At 70.7% G+C, this 24,118-nt stretch carries 25 protein-coding genes and 3 tRNA genes; 19 read left to right on the forward strand and 9 right to left on the reverse strand.

The window, feature by feature from the left end:
• Positions 1-6: 6 nt before the first annotated feature.
• Positions 7-852: a transposase gene (locus tag KAF39_RS06890; protein WP_210676579.1), complete on the forward strand. Its 846-nt coding sequence runs from the start codon at positions 7-9 to the stop codon at positions 850-852.
• Positions 853-858: 6 nt separating this feature from the next.
• Here the strand turns inward: KAF39_RS06890 and KAF39_RS06895 are convergent, their stop codons facing one another.
• Positions 859-1,296, reverse strand: coding sequence for a hypothetical protein (locus tag KAF39_RS06895; protein WP_210676581.1), 438 nt, complete (start codon positions 1,294-1,296; stop codon positions 859-861).
• A gap of 107 nt (positions 1,297-1,403) precedes the next feature.
• Here KAF39_RS06895 and KAF39_RS06900 point away from each other — a divergent pair, with 107 nt between their 5' ends.
• Both KAF39_RS06900 and KAF39_RS06905 read left to right on the forward strand, forming a co-directional pair.
• Complete coding sequence (locus KAF39_RS06900; protein ID WP_210676582.1) at positions 1,404-2,147, forward strand: phosphotransferase; 744 nt, start codon at positions 1,404-1,406, stop codon at positions 2,145-2,147.
• A gap of 36 nt (positions 2,148-2,183) precedes the next feature.
• Positions 2,184-3,239 carry an alpha/beta hydrolase gene (locus tag KAF39_RS06905; protein WP_210676584.1) on the forward strand — a complete coding sequence of 352 codons (1,056 nt, stop codon included), beginning with the start codon at positions 2,184-2,186 and terminating at the stop codon, positions 3,237-3,239.
• Positions 3,240-3,281: 42 nt separating this feature from the next.
• On the opposite strand, the gene KAF39_RS06910 is transcribed toward KAF39_RS06905, so the two are convergent.
• From KAF39_RS06910 to KAF39_RS06930, 5 genes are all read right to left on the reverse strand, one after another.
• Positions 3,282-3,866, reverse strand: a complete 585-nt coding sequence (locus tag KAF39_RS06910; RefSeq protein ID WP_210676586.1) for a hypothetical protein — start codon at positions 3,864-3,866, stop codon at positions 3,282-3,284.
• Entirely contained in the window at positions 3,866-4,441 is a 576-nt protein-coding gene (locus tag KAF39_RS06915; RefSeq protein ID WP_158698513.1) for a helix-turn-helix transcriptional regulator, read from the reverse strand. The genes KAF39_RS06910 and KAF39_RS06915 overlap by 1 nt, the downstream gene beginning before the upstream one ends.
• A gap of 170 nt (positions 4,442-4,611) precedes the next feature.
• Positions 4,612-4,684, reverse strand: a tRNA-Phe gene (locus tag KAF39_RS06920).
• Between the two features lie 68 nt (positions 4,685-4,752).
• Positions 4,753-4,826: transfer RNA gene (locus KAF39_RS06925), tRNA-Asp, on the reverse strand.
• 31 nt (positions 4,827-4,857) lie between these two features.
• A tRNA-Glu gene (locus KAF39_RS06930) sits at positions 4,858-4,930 on the reverse strand.
• A gap of 210 nt (positions 4,931-5,140) precedes the next feature.
• On the opposite strand from KAF39_RS06930, the gene KAF39_RS06935 reads away from it, so the two are divergent.
• Positions 5,141-6,490, forward strand: coding sequence for a M23 family metallopeptidase (locus KAF39_RS06935; protein WP_210676588.1), 1,350 nt, complete (start codon positions 5,141-5,143; stop codon positions 6,488-6,490).
• Positions 6,491-6,621: 131 nt separating this feature from the next.
• Here the strand turns inward: KAF39_RS06935 and ppa are convergent, their stop codons facing one another.
• Entirely contained in the window at positions 6,622-7,113 is a 492-nt protein-coding gene (gene ppa / locus KAF39_RS06940) for an inorganic diphosphatase (RefSeq protein ID WP_210676590.1), read from the reverse strand.
• A gap of 105 nt (positions 7,114-7,218) precedes the next feature.
• Between ppa and tilS the strand changes: the two genes are divergently transcribed.
• Positions 7,219-8,211 (forward strand): tRNA lysidine(34) synthetase TilS, encoded by a 993-nt coding sequence (tilS, locus tag KAF39_RS06945; protein WP_210676592.1) that lies wholly within the window; start codon positions 7,219-7,221, stop codon positions 8,209-8,211.
• A gap of 24 nt (positions 8,212-8,235) precedes the next feature.
• Here the strand turns inward: tilS and KAF39_RS06950 are convergent, their stop codons facing one another.
• A complete protein-coding gene (locus KAF39_RS06950; protein WP_210676593.1) occupies positions 8,236-8,826 on the reverse strand; it encodes a DUF937 domain-containing protein in 591 nt (196 codons plus the stop codon).
• Between the two features lie 138 nt (positions 8,827-8,964).
• Here KAF39_RS06950 and KAF39_RS06955 point away from each other — a divergent pair, with 138 nt between their 5' ends.
• The 13 genes from KAF39_RS06955 (at position 8,965) to KAF39_RS07015 (ending at position 20,591) form a co-directional block, all read left to right on the forward strand.
• Positions 8,965-9,231 carry a hypothetical protein gene (locus KAF39_RS06955; protein ID WP_210676594.1) on the forward strand — a complete coding sequence of 89 codons (267 nt, stop codon included), beginning with the start codon at positions 8,965-8,967 and terminating at the stop codon, positions 9,229-9,231.
• On the forward strand, positions 9,228-11,162 hold the full coding sequence (locus tag KAF39_RS06960; RefSeq protein ID WP_210676595.1) for an alpha/beta hydrolase: 1,935 nt from the start codon (positions 9,228-9,230) through the stop codon (positions 11,160-11,162). Before KAF39_RS06955 ends, KAF39_RS06960 begins: the two co-directional genes overlap by 4 nt.
• A complete protein-coding gene (locus tag KAF39_RS06965; protein WP_210676596.1) occupies positions 11,162-11,692 on the forward strand; it encodes a hypothetical protein in 531 nt (176 codons plus the stop codon). Before KAF39_RS06960 ends, KAF39_RS06965 begins: the two co-directional genes overlap by 1 nt.
• Positions 11,693-11,747: 55 nt before the next feature.
• Positions 11,748-12,299 (forward strand): hypoxanthine phosphoribosyltransferase, encoded by a 552-nt coding sequence (gene hpt, locus KAF39_RS06970; RefSeq protein ID WP_210676597.1) that lies wholly within the window; start codon positions 11,748-11,750, stop codon positions 12,297-12,299.
• 95 nt (positions 12,300-12,394) lie between these two features.
• On the forward strand, positions 12,395-14,395 hold the full coding sequence (ftsH, locus tag KAF39_RS06975) for an ATP-dependent zinc metalloprotease FtsH (protein ID WP_210676598.1): 2,001 nt from the start codon (positions 12,395-12,397) through the stop codon (positions 14,393-14,395).
• Position 14,396: 1 nt separating this feature from the next.
• Positions 14,397-15,008, forward strand: a complete 612-nt coding sequence (gene folE / locus KAF39_RS06980; protein ID WP_210676599.1) for a GTP cyclohydrolase I — start codon at positions 14,397-14,399, stop codon at positions 15,006-15,008.
• Positions 15,005-15,814 (forward strand): dihydropteroate synthase, encoded by an 810-nt coding sequence (gene folP / locus KAF39_RS06985; protein ID WP_210676600.1) that lies wholly within the window; start codon positions 15,005-15,007, stop codon positions 15,812-15,814. Before folE ends, folP begins: the two co-directional genes overlap by 4 nt.
• A 34-nt stretch (positions 15,815-15,848) precedes the next feature.
• Complete coding sequence (folB, locus tag KAF39_RS06990) at positions 15,849-16,244, forward strand: dihydroneopterin aldolase (protein WP_210676601.1); 396 nt, start codon at positions 15,849-15,851, stop codon at positions 16,242-16,244.
• Positions 16,241-16,780 carry a 2-amino-4-hydroxy-6-hydroxymethyldihydropteridine diphosphokinase gene (folK, locus tag KAF39_RS06995; protein WP_210676602.1) on the forward strand — a complete coding sequence of 180 codons (540 nt, stop codon included), beginning with the start codon at positions 16,241-16,243 and terminating at the stop codon, positions 16,778-16,780. The genes folB and folK overlap by 4 nt, the downstream gene beginning before the upstream one ends.
• Positions 16,777-17,259, forward strand: coding sequence for a DUF3180 family protein (locus tag KAF39_RS07000; protein WP_210676603.1), 483 nt, complete (start codon positions 16,777-16,779; stop codon positions 17,257-17,259). Before folK ends, KAF39_RS07000 begins: the two co-directional genes overlap by 4 nt.
• Positions 17,210-17,791 carry a PH domain-containing protein gene (locus tag KAF39_RS07005; protein ID WP_210676604.1) on the forward strand — a complete coding sequence of 194 codons (582 nt, stop codon included), beginning with the start codon at positions 17,210-17,212 and terminating at the stop codon, positions 17,789-17,791. Before KAF39_RS07000 ends, KAF39_RS07005 begins: the two co-directional genes overlap by 50 nt.
• A gap of 26 nt (positions 17,792-17,817) precedes the next feature.
• Positions 17,818-19,896: a PH domain-containing protein gene (locus KAF39_RS07010; RefSeq protein ID WP_307805116.1), complete on the forward strand. Its 2,079-nt coding sequence runs from the start codon at positions 17,818-17,820 to the stop codon at positions 19,894-19,896.
• 2 nt (positions 19,897-19,898) lie between these two features.
• Positions 19,899-20,591 (forward strand): DUF2520 domain-containing protein, encoded by a 693-nt coding sequence (locus KAF39_RS07015; RefSeq protein ID WP_210676606.1) that lies wholly within the window; start codon positions 19,899-19,901, stop codon positions 20,589-20,591.
• A 23-nt stretch (positions 20,592-20,614) separates the two neighbouring features.
• On the opposite strand, the gene KAF39_RS07020 is transcribed toward KAF39_RS07015, so the two are convergent.
• Positions 20,615-22,459 carry a DUF2207 domain-containing protein gene (locus KAF39_RS07020; RefSeq protein WP_210676607.1) on the reverse strand — a complete coding sequence of 615 codons (1,845 nt, stop codon included), beginning with the start codon at positions 22,457-22,459 and terminating at the stop codon, positions 20,615-20,617.
• A gap of 122 nt (positions 22,460-22,581) precedes the next feature.
• Between KAF39_RS07020 and lysS the strand changes: the two genes are divergently transcribed.
• Positions 22,582-24,114, forward strand: a complete 1,533-nt coding sequence (lysS, locus tag KAF39_RS07025; protein WP_210676608.1) for a lysine--tRNA ligase — start codon at positions 22,582-22,584, stop codon at positions 24,112-24,114.
• The last annotated feature ends 4 nt before the right edge of the window (positions 24,115-24,118 follow it).

The following is a 24,118-nucleotide window of genomic DNA, read 5'->3' on the forward strand; positions in this document are numbered from 1 at the left end:
GGGCGCATGGCCGCTCCGACCCTCGATGACATCGCGGCGGCGCTGTACGCCGGACCGCCCGACGAGTTCACGACCGCCCGGAACGCCCAGGCCAAGGAGCTCGACGACCGAGCGCTCTCTGCGGAGGTGAAGGCCCTCCGCAAGCCGTCGGTCGCCGCCTGGGTCGTCAACGTGTTCGCACAGGAGCGCGCGGCGCAGCTGGGGGAGGCTCTGGCGCTCGCCGCGGAGCTGCGCGAGGCGCAGGACGACCTGGACGCCCCGGCACTGGCGAAGCTCGGCCGGGAACGCCGGGCGCTGACCCGACGGCTCGCCGAGACCGCCGCAGACCTCGCCGGCTCCCGCGGAGAACGGGTGACGCCGGCGACGCGCGATGCGGTCGAGCAGACGATCTCCGCGGCGTTCTTCGATCCGGATGCCGCGGCCGCCGTGGCGTCCGGTCGGCTCATCCGCGCGCTGGAGCCGTCGGGGTCGACCGACGACATCCGCGATGCGGTGGCCGGGACGCTCCCCACCCTCGGACCCCCGCCGGAGCGGCCGGCGGACGAGCTTCAGGAGCGACGGAGGCGCCGGGACGCGGAGCGGCAGGTGGCGGCTGCTGAGAAGGATCTCGCGGCGGCGGAGCGCGCGCTCGCGAAGGAGGACGACGCGGTGCAGGCGCTGAGCGCTCGCGCCGAGGAGCTGGCCGACGGCATCGCCGAGCTGGAAGCACAGCTGGAGAAGCTGCACCAGGAGGCCGACCGCGTCGAGCGCGACCGTCCCGCCGCCGAGAAGAGGCGCACGGCGGCCGCGGAGAGGAAGGACGCCGCTGTGGACGCCGTGGAAGCGGCGCGCGAGGCCCTCGACGACCTCTGAGCGGGCTCAGCTCCCGGCGGCGGCCTTCTCCTCGTCGGAATTCGGCGTCCATCCGAACCAGCCGTCGTCGGACGGGATGACGCTCCAGTCGCCGCAGACGAAGACGGTCTTCGCCTCGTAGGCGGACGGGCCGTCGTCCAGTGTCCACGTCGGGGCGGAGGTCCGCTCCGTCTCTGTGCAGTCGTCCGGCAGCGCTTTCGTGCTCGTCAGCAGGAGGACGGCGTCGCCGGCGTCCTCGATGGTCGATGTGCGGAGCGTGAGAGCCGTCGCGTCGTCCGGAACCCAGTCCGCGTCGACCGGCGCATCCGCCCGGAACGCATCGGCGTCGTCGAACGTCCGGGTCGATTGCTTGTGCACGAGACCCTCCACGGCGGCGCATCCGCCGAGCAAAAGGGTGCCGCCGAGGAGCAGGGCGGCAGCGGGGAGGAGGTGTCGTCGTGTCATACCTCCACTCTGCTCGCGGGCCCAGCGAGCGGCGTCCGTCGCGGGAGGTATCCCCCGTCACCCGGAGGAGTGATCTCTGGCGGGGAGGCCTCCGATAGCCTCGGAGGATGCGCGAGGAAGTCCTGGAAGGCGGCAACGCCAGCGGGCCCGTCGTGCGGGTCGGGGACACCGTCCGCAAGACGTGGACACCGGCGACTCCGCACGTCATCTCGTATGTGCAGGCGGTGCGCGACGGTGGTGTCGATGCGCCCGAGCCGCTCGGCAGAGACGCGCAGGGGCGGCAGATCATCGAGTTCATCCCCGGCACGCTTGCGATGGACTCCGCGCCCCTCTCCGCCGCCGAGCTGGGTCGCGTGGGCGGGATGGTGCGCCGGATCCATGACGTATCGGCGCGCTATGTCCCCGCCGCTGATGCGGTGTGGGAATCGCCCCTGTCGGCGCCGGCGGGCGATCTCATCTGCCACAACGACCTGGCACCGTGGAACCTCATGCTCGGCGACCGCTGGGTCTTCATCGATTGGGACGGCGCCTCCCCGGGCAGCCGGTCGTGGGACCTCGCCTTCTCGGCGCAGACGTTCGCGCTTCCCGATCCGACCAGGGACCCGCAGCGCTCCGCCGAAGACCTCGCGGCGTTCGTCGACGGCTACGGCGCCGATGAGGACCTTCGCGCGGTGCTCCCGGACATGATGCGTCGGCGCACGCAGGCGATGCTCGACCTGCTGCGCTCGTCCGCGGAGGTGGGTCGCGAGCCGTGGGGGACGATGTACCGCACGGGTCACGGGGCGCACTGGGCGTCGGTGCTCGACTACGTCACCGCGCACCGGGATGTGTGGCAGCGCGCGCTGGAGTGAACTCCCGCCCGGGGCAATTCGCCTAGGGTGATCGACATGAGTGACGACCTCGGCCGCGCAGTGGTTGCGGATCTCTGCCGGATCCCGAACCCGGAGTCGATCGACCGGACGGAGTCCGTCGAACTCGGCGGTGTCGTCCAGTTCGTCTCGATCCGTGGCCGCAGCACGCGGCACCCCGTGCTCATCGTCTGCCACGGTGGTCCGGCCCTGCCGTCGCTGCCCTCGTCGTGGGTCTGGCAACGAGGCGTGGAGGACTACTTCACGGTCGTCAACTACGACCAGCGCGCGAGCGGCAAGTCCGCGGGCTCCGTGCCCGACGGCATCGATCTCAGCGTCGACCGGTATGTCGACGATCTCGTGGAACTGATCGGGTGGCTTCAGGGGGAGCTGGGGGTGCAGAAGGTCGGGGTGCTCGGGCACAGCTGGGGGACGGTCCTCGGGCTCACTCTGGCCCGGCGGCGCCCCGACCTGCTGTGGGCCTACATCGGCGTCGGCCAGGTCATCTCCGGTCCCGAGAACGAGGAGGAGAGCTTCCGCCACGCGATGCGGAGTGCGGTCGCGGACCGGAACGAGCGGGCGATCTCCGAGTTGCAGGCACTCGGGGAGTACCCCGGTGAGGAGCCGTTGACCGTCGAGCGGATCGTGACCTGCCGGAGATGGGCGCAGTACTACGGCGGGCTCTCGGCCTATCGCTCCGACTTCGCATACTTCACCGAGTCGCAGGAGCTGTCTCCGTACTACACGGACGCCGACCTGGCTCTCATCGGCGTCGGGCAGCGGGCGACCATGCCCGAGGTGCTGCCGGCCCTGCTCGGCTTCGACGCCCGCGATCAGACGGCGTTCGAGGTGCCGATGCTCCAGTTCCTCGGGCGCCACGACTGGACGACGCCCACGGCACCCGTCACGCGGTGGCTGGAGAACGTGACGGCACCCTCGACGCACGTCGTCTGGTTCGAGAACTCCGCGCACCTGTGCATGTTCGAGGAGCCCGGGAAGTTCCTCGTGAGCCTCGTGACCCACGCGCTGCCGCATGCGGTCGCCGCTGGGGACACGAGCAAGGGCGGATCGACGGAATCCCCCGTGCCGACATAGGTCTGCGGGCCCACTCCCGATGGCACGATCCTCGTTAGGGGGTCAGAGATGGATGGGCCCGGGGGAGGGAACCGCTGTCGGCAGTCCACCATCGAGGATCCGCTGGACCATGCCGATAGCGCGATCGCTGAGACCGTCGCCCGGGTAGTAGTCCTCGTAATGAGCCTCCGCCGCCTCCAACGTTGTGATGCCGCAGAGGGCGAGCAATTGCCGAATGTCGTCCACGTCGCGTCCTGGGCGGTTGGCGCGGAGCTTCATGGCGAGAAGCGCGTCCTTGGAGGCGACCTGGATGATGACGCCGTCTCGGTCGTAGATCGTCTCCCATTCGACGGCTCGACGCCCGAATGTGGGCACCGAATCGGCGTGCTCCACAGCGAAGTTGAACCAGCTGGCGCTCCACCCTCGCCGGTCTCCCACGCGCGAGGCCGCGGCGAGGACGGCTTCGTCACTCCCGGGGTTGATGTGAAGGGAATCGAGGTCTCCGGTGGCGCGGCGGTCGAAGTACCTGATGACGAGCGCAGCACCACCGACAAGTCGGATGCCTGCGATTTCGCCAGCGGTGTGAAGCTCTCCGACCAGGTCGCGGAGGCCGGCGATGATGTCGTCGCGGTTCAGGGCGTCAGCCATCAGACGCTCGTCAGCGTGTCTTGCCAGACAAGGACACCACGCTCGAGGAACTCCGTGGGCACGTCGTCGGGCGCCGGGATCGGATCCGCCGGATCGACGTCCAGGGTTCGGGGTACCTGGACCCTCCTGTTCGGGCCGTCGACCCACGCCGGGGTGGGGAGCCCCTCCTCGCGGAGGCGAAGATCCACGAGCGCTGCCAGGGCGGCATCCCAGACGCGGTCACCGGTCGGCTCGGGTTCCGCGAGACCGAGAACCCCGCGTACGAGGCCGTGCTCGGCGTTGAGGTTGTCGCTCAGCTGGATGAACTCGCGAAGCGCGCTGTGCTTGTCGCCCGCTCGCAGGTACCCGCGGATCGCCGCCGCGATGGTCGCCGCGTCGTCCCGTCGCGTTGGTGCGGAGTACAGGCGATAGCCGGCGCCACGGAGGAAGCGTTCGACTGTGCTGAACTCAGCCTCGCGGCCACCTTCCACTCGAGATACGCGGCCTTGATCGACGTTGGTTCGCTCGGCGAGATCCTTCTGCGTGAGCCCGCTGCTCTTCCGCGCAGCGCGCACGAGCACTGATGCGTTGGTCACGTCGCCTCCCCATAAAAATGTCCTCTGAGCCATATTCTACGTCGGCGGGGATCAGGATGCGACGCCTCAGGTCCGGGAAGCCGCGTCCTGTTCGTTCCAGGGCAAAGCAAAACCCCCGCCATGTAGAAGCTAGGCGAGGGTTTCTGGGCTGATTGTAATGATCAGCCTTGTGGCTCCGACCGGCATCGATCCGGTGACCTTTCGATTTTCAGTCGAACGCTCTACCAACTGAGCTACAGAGCCGCGCGACGATGATGCTGCCGCGTCCTAGACGAAGAGCCCTCTCCGAAGAAAGAGCTCATCGCACGGAGCGACCCTGACGGGACTTGAACCCGCGACCTCCGCCGTGACAGGGCGGCACGCTAACCAACTGCGCTACAGGGCCATACTGGTGTTTTCAATTGTATCGGATGGAGTGACCCCAACGGGATTCGAACCCGTGCTACCGCCGTGAAAGGGCGGCGTCCTAGGCCGCTAAACGATGGGGCCGAGTCAGTCCCAGGGGACTTCCTTGCCGACGCTCAAGCATAAGGGATCATTCGGGCAAATCGCGAATCGAGCACGGGATGCGCTTCCCCCGGGCGTGTTCGAGCGGGACCATGGAGGGGTCGGGATGCCTTCGCATCCGCGCCAGGACGCTGGTGCGCGTGTGAAAGTTGTTGTTAGTGTGGCAGCTGTGAAACCGGCGGAAGGGGCCGTGTGAACGACAAGACCATCCGGGATGCGGCGCTCGCCGCATCCGAGGACTGCGGGTGTGCGCCCAGCCCGACGGAGCGCCGTACCCTCTTCCGTGACGGCATCAGCCGCCGCGGCGCCCTCGGCCTCGGCGCGCTCAGCGTCGTCGCCCTCAGCGCGTTCGGCATCACGTCCGGAGTCACGGCCGCCCACGCCGCGTCGTACCCGAGCTGGGACGACGTGCAGAAGGCGAAGCAGAACGAGGCCTCCAAGGCCGCCGAGGTGAAGCGCATCGAGGGGCTCATCCAGTCGCTCACGCAGAAGGTCTCCGAGACGCAGGCCGCCGCCGAGGTCGCCTCGACCGAGTTCTACAACGCGCAGCAGGCATACTTCGCCGCCATCGCGGAAGCCGACTCCCTGCAGGACAAGGCGGACGCGCAGGCCGCCGTCGCCGACGAGTCGGCCCGCAAGGCGGGACAGGTCGCCGCGCAGCTCTACCGCAACGGCGGGGACGACACCTCCCTCGAACTCTTCTTCGCGGGCTCCGCGAGCAACGCCGACGAGCTCCTCGCCCGCCTCGGCTCGATGGACAAGCTCCTCGAGTACAACCGGACCATCTACGACGATGCGGTCGCCGCGCGCAACTCCGCCCAATCCCTCAGCGACCAGGCCGTCGTCGCGCGTGACGAACGCGACCGCCTGCAGAAGATCGCCGAGGAGAAGATGGTGGCGGCGCAGCAGGCCGCCGACGCGGCGCAGGCCGCCCTCGACGAGCAGTCCGCGAACCTCGCCACGATGCAGGCGCAGCTCGCCGCACTCAAAGACACGACCGCGACCACCGTGGCCGGGTATCAGAAGGGCGTCGAGGAGCGAGAGAAGGAGCGCAAGCGTCGGGAGGCCGCCGAAGCCGCCGCGAACGCCGGTGGCAATAGCGGCGGCGGTGGCACACCGGGCAGCGGCGGATGGGTGCGCCCGCACGGCGGGTATCGCAGCTCCGGCTACGGTCCGCGCTCGCAGCAGTGCAACGCCAACGGCTGCTCGTCCAGCTGGCACTACGGCGTCGACCTCGCCAACGGGTGCGGCGCGGCGATCTACGCCGCCCACTCCGGCACCGTCGACGCGGCCTTCTACAACGGCGGCTACGGCAACTACGTGCGCATCCAGCACGGCGGCGGCATCGCCACCGGGTACGCCCACATCAAACCCGGCGGATTCGCCGTCCGCAACGGCCAGTGGGTGCGAGCCGGACAGGTCATCGCCTACGCCGGCAACACGGGCGGTTCCTTCGGCTGCCACCTGCACTTCGAGGTGTACATCAACGGGCGCTACACGAACCCCATCGACTTCATGGCGAGCAAGGGCATCTCCGTCTGACCTGCGCCACACAGGGAAGCCCCCCGGCCACCGCAGTGGCCGGGGGTCTTCGCTTCGACAGGCTCAGCGACCCAGGGCGGGTCAGCGACCCAGGGCGGGTCAGCGACCCAGGGGCTCAGCGACCCTGGGGGTCAGTGGCCCTGTTCGCCGAAGCGGACGATGGCCTCGTCGAGGATGCGCTGCGCCTCGGCGGCGTTGCCCCACTCGTCGACCTTGACCCACTTGTTGGGCTCCAGGTCCTTGTAGTGCTCGAAGAAGTGCGCGATCTCCTTCTTCGTGTACTCGGGCACATCGTCGATGTCCTGGATGTGGGCCCAGCGCGGGTCCTTCGAGAGCACCGCGACGAGCTTGTCGTCGCCGCCGGCCTCATCGCTCATCTTCAGCACGGCGACGGGGCGGACCTCGACGACGACGCCCGGGTAGATGGCGTGGTCGAGGAGCACCAGGACATCCAGCGGGTCGCCGTCCTCGCCGAGCGTGTTGTCGAAGTAGCCGTAGTCGGCCGGATACCCGAAGGTCGTGTAGAGCACGCGGTCGAGGTGCACTCGCCCGGTCTCGTGGTCGACCTCGTACTTCACGCGGCTGCCGCGCGGGATCTCGATGACGGCGTCGTGTGCGCCCATACGTGTGCTCCTCAGGAAGATCGGTTGGATGCCGCCGACCAGCCTACTCGCGGGCGGTCCCGTCCGAGTCCGTCGGAGCGAGCGACGGTGCCCTACCGTGGAGAGGTGCCGTCCCTCGCCCCCGCCATCGCCGAGATCCGCCTCGCCGTGCGCATCGCGCTCGCCGATCTCCCCGAAGGGGCGACCGTGCTCGTCGCCGTCTCGGGCGGGGCCGACTCCCTCGCGCTGGCCGCCGCCACCGGATTCGAGGCCGCCAAGCGCGACCTGCGAGCGGCAGCGCTGACGGTCGACCACGGGCTGCAGGACGACTCCGCCGCAGTCGCCGCGCAGGCGGCCGCCGCGGCCGGACGCCTGGGACTCGACGCGCTCGTCGTCCGCGTCGAGGTCGACGGCGACGGCGGTCCGGAAGCCGCAGCGAGGCAGGCCCGATATCGGGTGCTGCGGGACGCGGCACGCGACATCGGAGCAACCGCCGTGCTCCTCGGCCACACCCTCGACGACCAGGCGGAGACCGTGCTCCTCGGACTCGCGCGCGGCTCGGGAGCCACGAGTCTGCAGGGCATGGCACCCGTCCGCGAGGACGACGACGGGCTCCGGTGGCTCCGTCCGCTGCTCGGGGTGCGCCGTGAGACGACCCGTGCGTTCTGCGCCGCCGCAGACCTGCAGCCGTGGGACGACCCGCACAACGACGACGACCGCTACACCCGGGTCCGTGTGCGGCAGCGCGTCCTTCCGGTGCTGGAGACGGAACTCGGTCCCGGTATCGCCGAAGCGCTCGCCCGCACGGCCGAGCAGCTCCGCGAGGACGCCTCCGCCTTCGACGAGATGATCCACGAGACCATCGAGGACATCGTCGAGCACGCGGAGGCCGGGATCTCGGTGAGCGTCGCCGCCCTCGCCGCCAACCCCGCCGCTCTGCGCAACCGCATCATCCGCCTCGTCGTCGACAGCGAGTTCGGCGTCAGCCTCACTCGCGCGCAGACGATCGAGGTGGCCCGCCTGGTCACGGACTGGTCGGGCCAGGGGCCGATCGACCTCCCGGGGTGCGCGGCGGCACGCCACGGCGGACGGATCGTGTTCACGGCGGCGACCCGCTGAATCCGCTGGTCGGTCCTCGAGCCGCTACTTCCTGCCGCCGAAGAGCCCGCCGAGGATGCCGCCGAGATCGATCCCGCCGCCGGAGCCGCCCTGTCCTCCGCCGAGAAGACCGCCCAGCACGTCGCCGATGCCGCCGCCGGAGCCCTGGTTCCCGCCGCCGAGGATGCCGCCGATGACATCGCCGATGCCGCCCGTGCCCTCGTCCGCGGTGCTCGACGGCGACGACTTGTCCTTGGTGGCGTTGGCGATCAGGCCCATCACGATCGGTGCGAGGATCGGGAGCAGCTTCCCGAAGTCGATCCCGGGCGTCGCCTTCGACTCCGTCAGCTCCTTCGTGACCTCCTTCTCCTTGCCGCCGAGGATGTGGGAGACGATCTTGCCGCCGTCGGCCTCGTCGATGTCGTCGACGGTCGCGGGCGGCGTCGCGCCCTGATGCTTGCCGAGGGCCTTCTGGATCGCGGCCGACCCCTCCGCGGTCTCCGCGTTCTTGGCGAGACCGCCGAGGAGGACCGCGCCGCCCTGTTCGACCGCGACCTTGGCCTCATCGCGGGACACCCCGAGCTTCCGGGCGATGTCGTCGAGCGGGACCTGGCTGAGGATGTCGTCGAGAGCCATGAGTGTTCCTTCCATCGGTCGCAGGGGCCTGCGTCAACGCTCACAGTAATGCGCAGCGGAGCACATGGGGAGATCTGCCCATCGCCGTCGTCCGGCCCGCCCTCTATCGTGGGAGCCTCCGGGGGGAAGGACCGAGGAATGACCGATCTCGACGTGCAGCGCGATGCGCTCGATGCGGCGAAGGCGCGACTCACCGCCGCCGGTGCGCCCGTGATCACCTCCTGCCTGTCCTTCGGAGGGATCGGGTCGCCGGCCGTCGAGTCGGCGCTCGGCGAGGCGGAGGCGCTGGTGACGCAGATCCTGACGGCTCTCGGGCAGACCGCCGCGAACTCCGCCGCCGACGCGGCCGGGGTCGCCAGCACCTGGACCGCCTCCGACGATGCCCTCGCGGAGGCGGCACGATGAGCCTCCCGGGACTGATCGACGACCCCGCGAAGGGGGACGTCGGCGCGGTGAACGGCGCCGCCACCGCCTTCACGACCCGCGCCGGATCGTCGCGGGAACGCAAGGCGGACGCGGATGCCGCGCTCGCCGATCTCACCGCGATGACCTCGTCGGCGGCCGATGCGATGGGGGCCCGCGTCCTGCTGCTCGCGCAGCGGATGGGCGAGGCGGCGGAGGGCCTGGACGGCATCGCCGCCGCGATCACGGCGTACGCGAACGACCTCGAGGTGCTGAAGGCCGATGCGGCGCGGCGGCTGCGGGCCGCCCAGAACGCCTACGACCACATCTTCGTGCGGCGGGCCGAGGCCCTGAACGCCGCGAGCGAGTTCGTGACCGGATGGGCCCTGCCGTGGGATGCCGTGCTGCCCTCCTGGATGTACCTCGACGACCCGGGGTACCTGCAGCGCTGGCAGAACGCGATCGACGCCTATCGCACTGCGAGGGACGCCTACAACGCTCTGGAAGAGGAGCGCCGGACGATCGACCAGCGGGCCGTGGGCGCGCTCGCGGCCGTCCCCCTCATCACCGCGGTCACCCAGGGCGGGAAGGTGGGGCTGTCCGGTTTCGCGGCCGCGAGCCTCATCTGGGCCGGAGACGTGAACGCGATCACCGCGGAGTCCCTCGCCGGGCTCGGTGACCCGGACATCATCCGCGAGACGTGGAACGCGATGGACGAGGAGACGCGGGCCGCCCTCCTCATCGCGTCGCCCCTGATCCTCGGCAACCTGAACGGCATCCCGATCCGCGACCGCGTCACGGCCAACCACACCAACATCCGCGACGAGATCGCCCGTCGTGAGGCCGAGATCGCGCGACTCCAGGCGCTCGTCGACAGCCTGAAGACGGGTGACCGTGCCGACGCCTGGGAGGCCAAGGGCCATCTGGACGAGATCGCGAAGCTGCGCGAGCCCATCGACTACTGGCAGAGCCTGCTCGACCAGGACTACACATGGTGGGACGAGAGCGGACGCAAGCACACCGACGAGAAGGCCGGCGCGCGCGTGGTCGTGTTCGATCCCGGGGCCGATGCGGTGGCCACCTATCACGGCCCGATCGATGACAAGACCGGCGACATCCCCGCGTGGATCCGCAACGTCGCCGTGTCCGTCCCCGGCACCACGACGACCATGACGAACTTCGGCGACGGCACCGGCGCGCAGCTCTACCGGTCGGCCGGTCCGGACACCGCGGTCTTCCAGTGGGCGGGCGGGACGTTCCCCCAGCTGACGATCCCCGGTCCGACGGACGCCTCCTTCTCGAAGGACCTCGCCCCCAAGCTCGTCGACTTCGTCGCGGGCATCGACAAGCCGGCCGGCTCGTCGCTGACGGTCCTCGGCCACAGCTACGGCGGAGCGACCGTGGGGCTCGCCGAGAAGGCCGGCCTGGTCGCCGACCGCATCCTCTACGTCTCGGCCGCCGGCATGGGGGCGGGGGTGAGCGGGATCGAGGACTTCCCGCACACCGCCGACGTCCCGCACTACTCGATGATGGCGCGCGGCGACCTCGTCGTCGGCCTCATCCAGGGCAACGGCCCCGACCAGATGCACGGACAGTCCCCGCTCACGGCTGATGGTGTGACCCGCCTGGAGACCGGGTGGATCAAGGACGCCGACGGGGGACGCCTGGTCGACCTCGAGGACTACAACGTCGAGGGAAACGGCACACCGCGCGGCATCGACAGCCACAGTTCGGTGTACGACCCGCGGTCGGTGGCGTTCGACAACATCATCGCCGTGATCACCGGCGGCGATGCCATGCTCTTCGCGCCCGACGACGTCTACAACCCGCGGCCGATCGTGGTCCCGGGAGCGGGGCCGATCGTGCAGGCTCCGGTGCGCACCGACGGCATCGACAAATCGGATTTCGAGCCGGAGTACGCGAGGATCGAGTGATGAAGAAGACCGCTCGCGCCGTCGCGCTGATGGCCGGCGCGCTCGTCGCCCTGACGCTGGGAGGATGCACGATGACGACCGAGGTCGACAGCCGCGTGGACGAATACCGGGCCGAGGCGGAGGCGCTGGCGGACGAGGTCGTCGCGCTCATCCCCGCCGACCTCGCGCCCCCGTCGGCACCCGACGTCGAGTCCCGGGGCCGCATGGTGCAGAACCCGGTCTCCGCCGACCCGTCGCCCGAGGACTCGGTCTGGTGGCAGGTCGACGTGTACGTCGAGCCCGTCCAGCGCCCCGCCGCCTCGGAGGACGCGGCGACGGCCATCGCCGCCGGTCTCCGCGACGACGGCTGGGAGCACACGGACGCGCGGGAGACGGCCGAGGGGCGTCGCACGGCGGACGCCTGGTCGAAGGACGACTGGTACGTAGAGGTGACGTGGGTGCGGTCGGAAGAGGGCAAGTACGAGACGGTCGAGATCGCGGTGCTCAGCCCGCGGACGATGCGCGGGGACCACGACGAGATCCACTCCTGACCGGCGTTCGGCGGCCTGGACGGAAGCACCCGGTCGCGTCGCCTAAAATCGATCCATGCGCGCCGCGGAGATCCAGGACGACCTTGCACAGATCCTCGTCACCGAGGAGGAGATCCACGCCAAGCTCGACGAGCTCGCCGCGCAGGTCGCGAAGGACTACGAGGGCAAGGACCTCCTCCTCGTCGGCGTGCTGAAGGGCGCGGTCATGGTCATGGCCGATTTCGCGCGAGCGCTGCCGTTCCACGCTCCGATGGACTGGATGGCGGTGTCGAGCTACGGCGCCAGCACGAAGTCGAGCGGTGTCGTCCAGATCCGGAAGGATCTCGACACCGATCTGCACGGCAGGCACGTGCTGATCGTCGAGGACATCATCGACTCGGGCCTCACGCTGAGCTGGCTGCTGGAGAACTTCGAGTCCCGCGGAGCGGAGTCCATCGAGGTCCTCGCGCTGCTGCGCAAGCCGGAGGCGGCGAAGGTCGAGATCGACTGCAAGTACGTCGGCTTCGACATCCCCGTGGAATTCGTCGTCGGCTACGGACTCGACTACGCCGAGCGCTACCGCAACCTGCGCGACGTCGCGGTGCTGGCGCCCCACGTCTACAGCTGACGCTTCGACAGGCTCAGCGACCCAGCATCGGGGCGTTGCGCCGTGGGTGAACGCACAGCGGCCGCCTAGCACAGAGGCGATACGCTGATCCGACCATGGATGTGAAGAAGCTCACCCGCAATCCGCTGATCTACGTCGCCCTGATCGGCGTGCTGCTCTTCGGCGGATTCCTGCTGATCTCGAACCTCGGCGCGCCGAAGCAGATCACGACGCAGGAGGGGCTCGAGCTGCTCTCGGGCAAGACCGTGACCGAGGTGGTCAACACCGACGGCGATCAGCGGGTGGACATGACCCTGTCCAAGCCGTTCGAGGGCTCCGAGAACGTCCAGTTCTACTACGTCGAGGCCCGCGCCGACGAGGTGGTCTCCGCGATCGATACAGCCGCCCCGAAGGACGGCTTCAACGACGCCGTCCCGCGCGCGACCTGGTTCGACGGCTTCCTCTCCCTGCTGCTCCCGCTGGTGCTGCTCGGCCTCCTCTTCTGGTGGCTCCTGTCGTCCATGCAGGGCGGTGGCGGCAAGGTCATGCAGTTCGGCAAGTCCAAGGCCAAGCTCGTCAGCAAGGAGACCCCGACGGTCACCTTCGCCGATGTGGCCGGCGCCGACGAGGCGATCGAAGAGCTCCACGAGATCAAGGAGTTCCTCCAGGACCCGGCGAAGTTCCAGGCCATCGGCGCCCGCATCCCGAAGGGCGTGCTGCTGTACGGCCCTCCCGGAACGGGTAAGACCCTCCTGGCCCGCGCCGTCGCCGGCGAGGCCGGTGCCCCGTTCTACTCGATCTCGGGTTCCGACTTCGTCGAGATGTTCGTCGGTGTCGGTGCCTCCCGCGTGCGTGACCTGTTCAGCCAGGCCAAGGAGAACGCGCCGGCCATCATCTTCATCGACGAGATCGACGCGGTCGGCCGTCACCGTGGCGCCGGCATGGGCGGCGGCAACGACGAGCGCGAGCAGACGCTGAACCAGATGCTCGTCGAGATGGACGGCTTCGACCCGAACGCGAACGTCATCGTGATCGCGGCCACCAACCGTCCCGACATCCTCGACCCCGCGCTCCTGCGCCCGGGCCGCTTCGACCGGCAGATCGGCGTCGACGCCCCCGACCTCAAGGGGCGCCAGAGGATCCTCGAGGTGCACAGCAAGGGCAAGCCGCTGTCGAAGAACGTCGACCTCGAGGTCGTCGCCCGCAAGACCCCCGGGTTCACCGGAGCCGACCTGGCGAACGTGCTGAACGAGGCGGCGCTGCTGACCGCCCGCTCGAACGCGCAGCTCATCGACAACCGGGCGCTCGACGAGGCGATCGATCGCGTGATCGCCGGCCCGCAGCGCCGCACGCGCGTGATGAAGGACAAGGAGAAGCTCATCACGGCGTACCACGAGGGCGGACACGCGCTCGCGGCGGCGGCGATGAACTACACCGACCCCGTGACGAAGATCACGATCCTGCCGCGTGGCAAGGCGCTCGGCTACACGATGGTGCTGCCGCTGGACGACAAGTACTCGGTCACCCGCAACGAGCTGCAGGACCAGCTCACCTACGCCATGGGTGGCCGCGTCGCGGAGGAGCTCGTCTTCCACGACCCCACCACCGGCGCTTCGAACGACATCGAGAAGGCCACGTCGATCGCCCGCAAGATGGTCATCGAGTACGGCATGACGACGCAGGTCGGTCCCGTCAAGCTCGGCACCGAGGGCGGTGACATGTTCGTCGCACGCGACATGGGCCGTGGCCGCGAGTACTCCGAGAAGGTCGCCGAGCGGGTCGACGCCGAGGTGCGCGCCCTGATCGAGCAGGCGCACAACGAGGCCTACGCTGTGCTCAGCGAGAACCGCGACATCCTCGACCGCCTCGCCCTCGCGCTCCTCGAGGAGGAGACCCTCGACCACAACCGCATCGCCGAGATCTTCACCGAGGTGAAGAAGCTGCCGGAGCGTCCGCTGTGGCTGTCGAGCGAGGACCGCCCGGTGTCGGAGCGCCCGCCGATCCAGGTCCCCAAGAAGGACGTGTCGCTGGCCGCCTCGGTCGAGGCGCCCACGACGAGTCCGCGCCCGCAGCAGGGCTCCGCCGGGGCGGGCAACCCGCGTCCCGCGACGGCGTGACGTGACCGTCGACAAGGAACGCGTCGAACGGCTCACCCGGGAGCTCCTGGAGGCCATCGGCGAAGACCCCGATCGTCCCGGCATCAAGCAGACGCCGTCGCGCATGGCGGAGCTCTACGCGGAGTTCTTCGCCGGCGTCGGGGAGGACCCGGCAGAGCCCCTCGCGCACACGATCAGCGTGACCCGAGGTCCTGCGCCGGACACCCTGCCGTCCGGCGCCGTGCTCCTGCGCGACATCCGCTTCCGCTCCGTGTGCGAGCATCACCTCCTGCCCTTCGCGGGGCATGCGCACATCGCTTACCTGCCGGGAGAGCAGGTCGTCGGCCTCGGTGCGCTCGTCCGCGTCGTCGAGATCCTCGCCGCGCGCCCGCAGGTGCAGGAGCGGCTGGGGGAGCAGATCGCCGACACGATCGCGGACAACCTCGATGCCCGGGGTGTGCTCGTGGTGCTCGATGCCAGCCACGGCTGCGTGACGATGCGGGGCGGGCGGCAGACCGAGGCGTCGACCCTGACGATCGCGGCGCGCGGCGTCTACACGGACCCGGTGGCGCGCGCGGAGCTCGTGACCCTGATCGGCATGGCGGTGCCCGGCGCCGGATCGGCGCGCGCATGACCGGCATCTGGGGCATCGTCAACATCACCCCCGACTCCTTCAGCGACGGCGGCCGGTACTTCGACACGGACCGGGCGGTCGCCCACGGCCTCCGCCTGTGGGCCGAGGGGGCGTCGGTCCTCGACGTGGGCGGGGAGTCGACCAGGCCGGGTGCGGAGCGCGTGGGCGCGGAGGAGGAGCAGCGTCGTGTGCTCCCCGTCGTCGAGCAGCTCGCGGCGGCCGGCGTGCCGGTCAGCATCGACACCGTGAACGCCGCGACCGCGGCGGCCGCGGTCCGCGCGGGAGCCCGCATCGTGAACGACGTCTCCGGCGGGCTCGCCGATCCGGAGATGCGCGCCGCCGTCGCCGAGTCGGGAGCCGACTTCGCCATCGGGCACTGGCGCGGCTTCTCCGCCGACATGTACGCGAACGCCGACTACCGCCGCGTCGCGCGCGAGGTCGCCGGGGAGCTGCGTGAGCGCATGGGAGAGGCCGCAGCGGCGGGCATCGCGCCGTCCCGCCTCATCGTCGACCCCGGGATCGGTTTCGCCAAGCGCGGCGCGCAGAACTGGGACGTGCTGCGCGGGCTGGACGAGATCGTCGCCCTCGGACCGCGCGTGCTGATCGGCACGTCCCGGAAGCGGTTCCTCGCCGAGGTGCTGCAGGCTGCGGCCCCGGGCGGCGACGACGCGTCCGAAGCGCGCCGCGACCTCGCGACCGCCGTCACCAGCGCGCTCGCGATGCGGGCAGGCGTCTGGGCGGTGCGGGTGCACGACGTCGCGGCCACGCGGGACGCGCTCGCGATCTCCCGCGCCTGGGAAGGCTGAGTGCGGCGTCCGGCCCTCGCCGTACGCTAGAGGCATGGACTTCCTCGACGAGATCGTGCTGACCGGGCTGACGGTGTTCGGACGCCATGGCGTCTACGCGCACGAGCGGGAGGAGGGGCAGGAGTTCACGGTCGACCTCCGCCTGCGCCTCTCCCTCGAACAGGCCTCGGCCTCCGACGATGTCGCCGACACCGTGCACTACGGCGAGCTGGCGGAGCGCGTGGCCGCGGTCGTCGCGGGCGAGCCGGTGAACCTCATCGAGACGCTGGCCGAGCGCATCGCCGCCGTGGCGCTCGACGATCGTCGCGTCCAGCAGGTGTCGGTGACGGTGCACAAGCCGCACGCCCCGATCCCGCAGAACTTCGCCGACGTCGCCGTGACGGTGCACCGCACACGGGCGCCGGAGTCACTGGAGGACATCACCGCATGAGCCGCAACCTCACGCGCCCTCCGGAGGCCCCGGCACCGCGGGCCCCGCGGCCGGAGACGGTCGCGGTCGTGGCGCTTGGCGCGAACCTCGGCGACCGGGAGGAGACGATCCGGGCCGCGGCCGCGCGCCTCGCTCGGCTGCCGCTCGTGTCGGATGTGCGGCTCTCGCGGCTCTTCGAGACGGTGGCGCTGCGGCTGGACGGGCCCGACCCGGATGCGCCGGGATACGTCAACGCCGTGGCCCTCGTGACCACGCGGCTCGCCCCCGAGATCCTGCTCGGCATGCTGCACGCCATCGAGGACGAGTACGGCCGGGTCCGGGAGGAGCGCTGGGGTGACCGCACCCTCGACCTCGATCTCATCGCCTACGGCGACGTCGTCTCGGACGATCCGCGTCTCGAGCTCCCCCACCCGCGGGCGGCGGAGCGTCTCTTCGTGCTGGAGCCGTGGCTCGACGTCGATCCGGACGCGGAGCTCGCGGGGGCCGGCCGGGTCGCCGACCTGGCGGCCGGTCTGCGCGCGCGGGGCGAGGGATGAAGCGCACCTCCGCCGGGCTGCTCGCGGTCCTCGCCCTCATCGGTGCGGGCGCCGGGTTCGCCCTCGACCAGATGCTCACGGCGACGGGACGCGCCACCTTCACGCCGTCGCTGCTGCTGCCCGTCCTGCTCGTGCTCATCGCCGCCGCCGCGCTCGCGGTCGCCTGGCCGGTGCGTCGGAGCGTGCGCTCCGGCGTGCGCATCGACCCGTTCCGGGCGCTGCGAGCGGCGACCCTCGCGCGGGCGTCGAGCCTGCTCGGGGCGATCATGGCGGGGTTCGGGGCGGGGCTGCTGGTCTTCCTCCTCACGCGCCCCATCGATCCCCCGATAGGGTCGACTGTGGCGATGGTGGCGCTGATCGCGAGTGCGCTCGTGCTCGTCGTCGCCGCTCTCGTCGCCGAACAGTTCTGCACCCTGCCGAAGGATCCTGATGACTCAGAACCCAGAGACCGCGCCCCTGAACCCGGCGGAGGGCACTGACCTCGGCGCCCTCGACCAGGGCACCTACACGCGACTGCGCACGGCGCGGAACGAGGCGCGGCTGGAACTCGACGGCACCTGGCACCAGATCTCCCCGCGGTACGTCGTGTCGCAGATCGTGCAGAACGCCATCTTCCTCGCCCTCGTCGTGGCCGCCGCCGTCGTGCTCAACGTCGTGCTCGAGCAGGACTGGGTGTGGATCCCGGCCGGGGTCATCATCCTGATCACTCTCGTGACGCTGATCATCCTCCCGCGTCAGGCCAGGGCGATCGGCTACATGCTCCGCGCCGACGACATCGTGTTCCGCAAGGGCATCCTCTGGCAGCGCATGATCGCGGTGCCCTACGGGCGCATGCAGCTCGTCGACATCACGCAGGGCCCGCTCGACCGCGCCTTCGGCGTGTCCCAGCTCAAGATGGTCACGGCGGCCGCGACCACCGGCGTGCAGATCCCCGGGCTCACGCAGGCGGCGGCCGAGGCGCTCCGCGACACGCTCATCCAGGTGGCCGAGACCCGTCGGACCGGCCTGTGAGCGAGTCGCAGCTTCCCCCCGCGCCCGTGGGACAGGCACCCGCCGGCGTGCCGTCGACGAATCTCGCGGACGGCGAATGGCACCGGATGCACCCGCTGACCCCGCTGTTCAAGGGGGGCCTGGCGCTCATCATCGTCGGCGGCATCGTGATCGCGAACATGCGCGATCGTCTGATCGCCTGGCTGGTCGGACAGTTCGCGCCCGAGGAGGCGCACTACGACGAGTACGCCGGCGGCGACCCCGTGGACTGGGTTCTCGCCAACAATCTCGCCCTCATCGCGTTGCTCGGTGTGCTCGGTCTCGTCGCGGTTCTCGTGGCGATCTTCTGGTTCGTCTGGCGCTTCCAGCAGTTCCGGATCACCGGCGACCACGTCGAGGTGCGCAAGGGCATCATCTTCCGCTCGCACCGCCGCGCGCCGCTCGATCGCGTGCAGGGCGTGAACCTCACCCGTCCGTTCCCCGCACGCATCATCGGGCTCGCGAAGCTCGAGGTCGTCGGTGCCGGCACCGACGCGAACGTCGCCCTCGAATACCTGGCGACGGCCCGCGCGGAGGGCGTCCGCGCCGAGATCCTCCGGCTCGCCTCCGGTGCGCGCGCCGCCCGGCACGCCGCACTCAACCCGGGCGCGCCCGGGGTACCCGCAGCGCCGAACCCGTCCGCCCCCACGTCCACCAGGGCGCAGCTCGTGGGCTCGATGAACGAGGGCGTCAACGGACTGCTCGCGGGCGTCGACCTGCAGGACGTGGTCCCGGAGAGCGTGGTCAAGATTCCCGCCGGGCGCCTGATCGGATCGCAGATCATCTCCGGGCTGCTCTGGCTGGTGTTCTTCGGCGTGATCTTCGCGATCGCGCTCGGCAGCACCCTCATCGGCATCCTCGTCGACGGAGACCCGGACGGCGGCATCGTGCTCCTCGGCATCGGTCTGGGCATGGGAGTGCCGATGATCATCGCGGTGGTCGGCATCACCTGGGCGCAGATCTCGAAGTCGCTCCGCTACTCGATCGCGCCGACGCCCGACGGCGTCCGCATCACCTACGGTCTGCTCACCACCGTCACCGAGACCCTTCCGCCGGGGCGCATCTTCGCAGTCGAGGTGTCGCAGTCGCTGCTGTGGCGGCCGTTCGGCTGGTGGACCATCAAGATCAACCGCATGAGCGGCAAGAGTGCCGCGCAGCAGTCGTCGGGCAGCGGCCAGCAGTTCAACGTCGTGCTGCCCGTGGGCAAGCGTGCCGATGTCGAGCGCGTGCTCGCGCTGGTGCTGCCGGATGTCCCGGCCGAGAGCATCCCGGCGCTGTGGGAACAGGGCGTCGTCGGTCCCACCGACGCCGACCCGTACCGGACGATGCCGCGTCGGGCATGGTGGCGACGGCCGTTCTCCTGGAAGCGGCACGGGTACACGGTGACTGCGGACGGCCTGCTGCTGCGTCGGGGCATCGTCTGGCGCAAGCTCGCGGTCTTCCCGCTCGCGCGTCTGCAGGGTGTGTCGCTCAGCCAGGGTCCGATCGACCGCCTGCAGCGGGTCTCCGGCGCGCAGGTGCATTCGGTGCCCGGGCCCATCACGGGGTACCTGGCGGGTCTCGAACGTGCCGACGCGCTGTCACTCCTCAATGACGTCACCGCCGCCGCCGCGGAGGCCGCGTCGCGAGACCGCACTCACCGCTGGAGCGAGCACGCGGCCGTCGACGTCGTTGCCCCTCCGGCTCCTCCGGCTCCTCCCGTGTTCGGCGGTCCGGTTTCCGCGCCCGTCGCGCCGCCCGTCCCTCCGGCCGCTGCTCCGCCGGCTCCGCCCACGGGGCCCGCCGCACGGCTCGCTCCACCGGTGTTCGGGCGACCGGCGCCCGCGCCGGTCGCGCCGCCCTCGGCGCCGCCAGCGCCACCGCCGGCCTCGCCGGTCACGCCTCCTCCGGTGACCCCGCCTCCCGTTCCTCCGGTGACGCCACCCCCGGTCGCGCCACCCCCGGTCGCGCCGCCGCCGGTTCCGCCGGTGACGCCGCCGGTCGTGCCCCCGCCGGCTCCTCGGACGGCGGCTCCCGCGGCGCCCCCTGCTCCGCCCGCGGGCCCGCCTGCGTCGGCGGAGCGACCCGAAGGGCCGAGCGAGCAGTGACGGTGGCGCGCGACGGCCGGCTCGGCATCGGCATCGTCGGAGCCGGCCGTGTGGGTCCCGTCCTGGGGGCGGCGCTGGCGGGAGCAGGACACGCGGTCGTCGGGATCACCTCGGGTTCGGACGACGAACGCGCGTCCGCGGTGCTCCCGGGTGTGCCGGTGCTCGACACCCAGGAGGTGGTGCGGCGGGCGGAGCTGGTGATCCTCGCCGTCCCGTCCGATCAGCTCGCCTCGTTGGTCGCCGGCATCGCCGAGGTCGGCGGGTGGCAGATCGGGCAGCTCGTCCTGCACACCGACCCCGCCCAGGGGATCGAGGTGCTGCGGCCGGCGGCGGAACGGGGTGCCATCCCGCTGGCGGTCCATCCGGCGATCACGTTCACGGGCACCTCGATCGATCTGCGGCAGCTGCAGGCGGGCTTCGCCGCGGTCACCGCTCCCGCCGCGGTGCTGCCCATCGCGCAGGCGCTGGCCGTGGAGATGGGCTGCGAGCCGGTCGTCATCGCCGAGACGGATCGTGCGGCCTATGCCGATGCGATCGCGACGGCCACGGAGTTCTCCCGCTCGATCATCGGGCAGTCCACGTCGCGGCTCCGCGACATCGGTGTCGAGAACCCGGGGGGATTCCTCTCCGCCCTCGTGCAGTCGACGGTGGAGCGGGCGTTGCGTGACGCGTCCGATCCTCCTCCGCTGATCTGACCCGGGGGAGGTCCGGCCGCGGATCAGCGCCCGCCGGAGAATCCGCCTCCGCCGCCCCCGCCGGAGAACCCTCCGCCGAAGGACCCACCCGTGCTGGACGAGGTCCCCGTGGACGGAGCCGAGTACGTCGCCGCCGCCGTGGACGAGCTCATGAAGGCCACGAGGGTGGCGCGGAGTGCGAAGGATCCGGGGTCACCGATCCAGTCCGGGCCGTGCGCCGCCCGCGTGTAGGCGTTCTCGAGCACGCGACCCCACTCGTCCTCCATGCCGAACAGCATCGCGTAGGGGAGCAGGCGTTCGTAGACGTGGATGACGTCGGCACCGTCGACGGCACGGCGTTCGGCTCCCGTATAGGACTGGAGCATCTGCAGGCGGTCCTCTTCGGCGACGCGGATGAACTCGCGCACTCCTTCCAGGTACTCGAAGGCCTTCGCCCCTTCCGGCGTGAGGACCGTGTGCCGGGAGAAGGTGAAGAAGCTCGAGACGAGGACGAGCAGCGTGCCGATCGAGATGGCGAGGAGCCCGGGGCCCGCCGCGAGGCGTCCGGAGGCGACGGCGCCCACGGCCACGATGAGGCCGACGCCGGCGACGGCGATCGCGACCCCCTGGAGGATCATCGCGGCGCGGTTGCGGGCCTTCGTGGTGAGTCCGCGTCGGCGGGCCTCCTTCTCGCCCTTCGCCGTGAGCGCGGTCATCCGGGCGGCGAACTTCTCGCTGGCGGTCGGCAGATCCACGACACCGTCGGCGGTGGCGCCCGCGAACAGGGCCGACAGGGCGGCCTCGTCGAGCGGGCTGGGCGGCGTCCCCTGCGGATTCCGACGCAGTCGCGGCGCTTCCGCCGACGCCCCCTCCTCGATCCGCATTGCGCCGCGCACGGCGAGGTGCACGATCTCTGCGGGCACGACGTTCTTCGCCCCCGGGATGAGGGCGGCGGCGAGCAGCGGCGGCTGGTCGTCGGGCACGTCGTACTGCGCCACGATGATGCCGGTGGCACGGCGGCTGCGGCGGGTGGCGGCCACCGCCGCTGCCCAACCGGCCGCGGAGAGACCGACGGCGCCGACCGCTGCGGCGACCGGACCGACGTCGGCGATCGGGTTCGGCGTCCGGGCGGCGGGCTGGGTGACGGTGCCCGGGTCGAAGCCGATGGCGACGGTCACGCCGTCCCCCGCGGAGAGCGCGGCGGATTCCACGCGGAACGCTGTGTCGTCGCCGTCCGAGAGCGGTCCCTCGAGGTCGCAGGGATCGGTCGCGCCCGACGGCCCGGTGTAGCACTTCGTCGCCCCGGTGAGGTGGGCGCTCAGCGCGGCGTCGAAGCGGATGTCGGCGTGGAACGCCTCGATCGGCTGAGTGCTGTCGAGCGGGAGGAGGTCCCAGTAGAACTCGTCGGCCGAACGGGAACCGGTCGCGTCGGGCGCGCTGCCCACGATGACGTCGCTCATCTCGTATTCGATGACGTAGGTCGTGAGGCCGCGGACGAAGTCGTCGTCGCCGGTGAGGACGAAGAGCGTGCCGTCGTCCTCGTCCGTCTCGTATGGGACGGCGGCGCCGTTCTCATCGGTGACCGCGAGCACGCGCGTGTCGATCCCCGCTCCCTTGTAGGTGGTCGCCAGGCCGCGCACGATCCCCCGGTTCTGGTCGGCGTCGGGGAACCGGGCGACGAGGGTCTCGGTCACGTGCATGCGCGCCCGCCCTTCGTCGTCGAGGCCGACGTCGTAGACCGCGTCCCATGTGGCATACGAGAAGTCGTCGACGTCGGCGGCCGCCGCAGCGATCGGACGCTCGGCGGCGTGTGCCCCTCCCGGCAGGAGGACGGCGAAGAGAGTGACGGCGAGGACGGCGCTCGCTCGGATGATCCGGGTGGGGGCCATGCCTCGAGGCTACCGACGCCGGCGCGGAAGCGAGAACCGGCGGCGCCCGTCGTGCGGCGACCCGGCCGGAGGTGCCCGCCCCATCTCGGTAAACTGGATCCGACTTCCAAGGAGCCCCGCACATGACTGACGCGCCCGCCGCGCCCGAAACGGCCTCGGCCGCCTCTTCCCCCGAAGAGGACATCCACGAGCAGAAGGCCGTTCGCCTCGCCAAGCGCGAGCGTCTGATCGAGAAGCGCGCGGACGCCGGCGGCGGCGCCTTCCCCGTCGCTGTTCCCGTGACGCACACGATCCCCGCTCTGCGCGCGGAGTACGGAGACCTCGAGGCCGGAGCCGAGACCGGCGTGATCGTCGGCGTGGCCGGTCGTGTGGTGTTCAGCCGCAACACCGGCAAGCTCTGCTTCGCCACGCTGCAGGCCGGCGACGGCTCGCGGATCCAGGCGATGATCTCGCTCGCCAACGTGGGGGAGGAGTCGCTGGCGGACTGGAAGGAGTACGTCGACCTGGGTGACCACGTCTTCGTGCACGGCGAGGTCATCTCCAGCCGCCGCGGGGAACTGTCGATCATGGCGGACGACTGGGCCATCGCGTCCAAGGCGATCCTCCCGCTGCCCAACGCGTACGCCGAGCTCAGCGAAGAGGGCCGCGTCCGCAGCCGATACCTCGACCTCATCGTGCGTGAGCAGGCCCGCACGACCGTCCGTGCCCGCGCCGCGGTGAACGCGAGCCTGCGGGCGACCTTCGCCAGCCACGGATACCTCGAGGTGGAGACGCCCATGCTGCAGGTGCAGCACGGCGGCGCCTCGGCCCGCCCCTTCGTCACCCACTCCAACGCGTTCGACACCGAGCTCTACCTCCGCATCGCCCCGGAGCTGTACCTCAAGCGTGCGGTCGTCGGGGGCATCGAGCGCGTGTTCGAGATCAACCGGAACTTCCGCAACGAGGGAGCGGATTCGACGCACAGCCCCGAGTTCGCGATGCTCGAGGCCTATCAGGCCTACGGTGACTACAACCAGATGGCGGCGCTGACGCAGGAGCTCGTGCAGCAGGCGGCGATCGCGGTCGCCGGCTCGACCACCGTGACCTGGGCCGACGGCACCGAATACGACCTGGGCGGTGAGTGGGACCGGATCTCGATGTACGAGTCGCTCTCGGCCGCGGCGGGCCGGACCGTCACGCCGGAGGACTCCGTCGAGGACCTCATCGCGTTCGCCGAGGCGAACGGCGTGGACGTGCCGCCCCAGGCCACCCACGGCAAGCTCGTCGAGGAGCTCTGGGAGCACTTCGTGAAGGGCGACCTCGTGCGCCCGACCTTCGTCATGGACTTCCCCGTCGACACCTCGCCGCTCGTCCGTGAGCACCGCTCCATCGAGGGCGTCGTGGAGAAGTGGGATCTCTACATCCGCGGGTTCGAGCTGGCGACGGGCTACTCCGAGCTCGTGGACCCGGTGATCCAGCGGGAGCGCTTCGTGGAGCAGGCGAAGCTCGCCGCCCGCGGTGACGTCGAGGCGATGCCGATCGATGAGGAGTTCCTGCGTGCCCTCGAGCACGGCATGCCGCCGTCCGGTGGGATGGGCATGGGGATCGATCGCCTGCTCATGGCGATCACGGGGCTCGGCATCCGCGAGACCATCCTCTTCCCGCTCGTCAAGTAGCAGC

The sequence above is a fragment of the Microbacterium sp. BLY genome (assembly GCF_017939615.1).
Lineage (GTDB): Bacteria > Actinomycetota > Actinomycetes > Actinomycetales > Microbacteriaceae > Microbacterium.

Bases quoted from the DNA above. Each gene is read 5' to 3' on its own strand.
- hpt (WP_210676597.1), top strand. From the start codon at position 11,748: ATGCGCGCCGCGGAGATCCAGGACGACCTTGCACAGATCCTCGTCACC.
- folK (WP_210676602.1), top strand. From the start codon at position 16,241: ATGAGCCGCAACCTCACGCGCCCTCCGGAGGCCCCGGCACCGCGGGCC.
- KAF39_RS06910 (WP_210676586.1), bottom strand. From the start codon at position 3,866: ATGGCTGACGCCCTGAACCGCGACGACATCATCGCCGGCCTCCGCGAC.
- KAF39_RS06960 (WP_210676595.1), top strand. From the start codon at position 9,228: ATGAGCCTCCCGGGACTGATCGACGACCCCGCGAAGGGGGACGTCGGC.
- KAF39_RS06890 (WP_210676579.1), top strand. From the start codon at position 7: ATGGCCGCTCCGACCCTCGATGACATCGCGGCGGCGCTGTACGCCGGA.
- KAF39_RS06900 (WP_210676582.1), top strand. From the start codon at position 1,404: ATGCGCGAGGAAGTCCTGGAAGGCGGCAACGCCAGCGGGCCCGTCGTG.
- KAF39_RS07005 (WP_210676604.1), top strand. From the start codon at position 17,210: ATGACTCAGAACCCAGAGACCGCGCCCCTGAACCCGGCGGAGGGCACT.
- KAF39_RS07020 (WP_210676607.1), bottom strand. From the start codon at position 22,459: ATGGCCCCCACCCGGATCATCCGAGCGAGCGCCGTCCTCGCCGTCACT.
- KAF39_RS06905 (WP_210676584.1), top strand. From the start codon at position 2,184: ATGAGTGACGACCTCGGCCGCGCAGTGGTTGCGGATCTCTGCCGGATC.
- KAF39_RS06950 (WP_210676593.1), bottom strand. From the start codon at position 8,826: ATGGCTCTCGACGACATCCTCAGCCAGGTCCCGCTCGACGACATCGCC.
- KAF39_RS06965 (WP_210676596.1), top strand. From the start codon at position 11,162: ATGAAGAAGACCGCTCGCGCCGTCGCGCTGATGGCCGGCGCGCTCGTC.
- KAF39_RS07000 (WP_210676603.1), top strand. From the start codon at position 16,777: ATGAAGCGCACCTCCGCCGGGCTGCTCGCGGTCCTCGCCCTCATCGGT.
- KAF39_RS06895 (WP_210676581.1), bottom strand. From the start codon at position 1,296: ATGACACGACGACACCTCCTCCCCGCTGCCGCCCTGCTCCTCGGCGGC.
- ftsH (WP_210676598.1), top strand. From the start codon at position 12,395: ATGGATGTGAAGAAGCTCACCCGCAATCCGCTGATCTACGTCGCCCTG.
- KAF39_RS06955 (WP_210676594.1), top strand. From the start codon at position 8,965: ATGACCGATCTCGACGTGCAGCGCGATGCGCTCGATGCGGCGAAGGCG.
- folP (WP_210676600.1), top strand. From the start codon at position 15,005: ATGACCGGCATCTGGGGCATCGTCAACATCACCCCCGACTCCTTCAGC.
- lysS (WP_210676608.1), top strand. From the start codon at position 22,582: ATGACTGACGCGCCCGCCGCGCCCGAAACGGCCTCGGCCGCCTCTTCC.
- folB (WP_210676601.1), top strand. From the start codon at position 15,849: ATGGACTTCCTCGACGAGATCGTGCTGACCGGGCTGACGGTGTTCGGA.
- ppa (WP_210676590.1), bottom strand. From the start codon at position 7,113: ATGGGCGCACACGACGCCGTCATCGAGATCCCGCGCGGCAGCCGCGTG.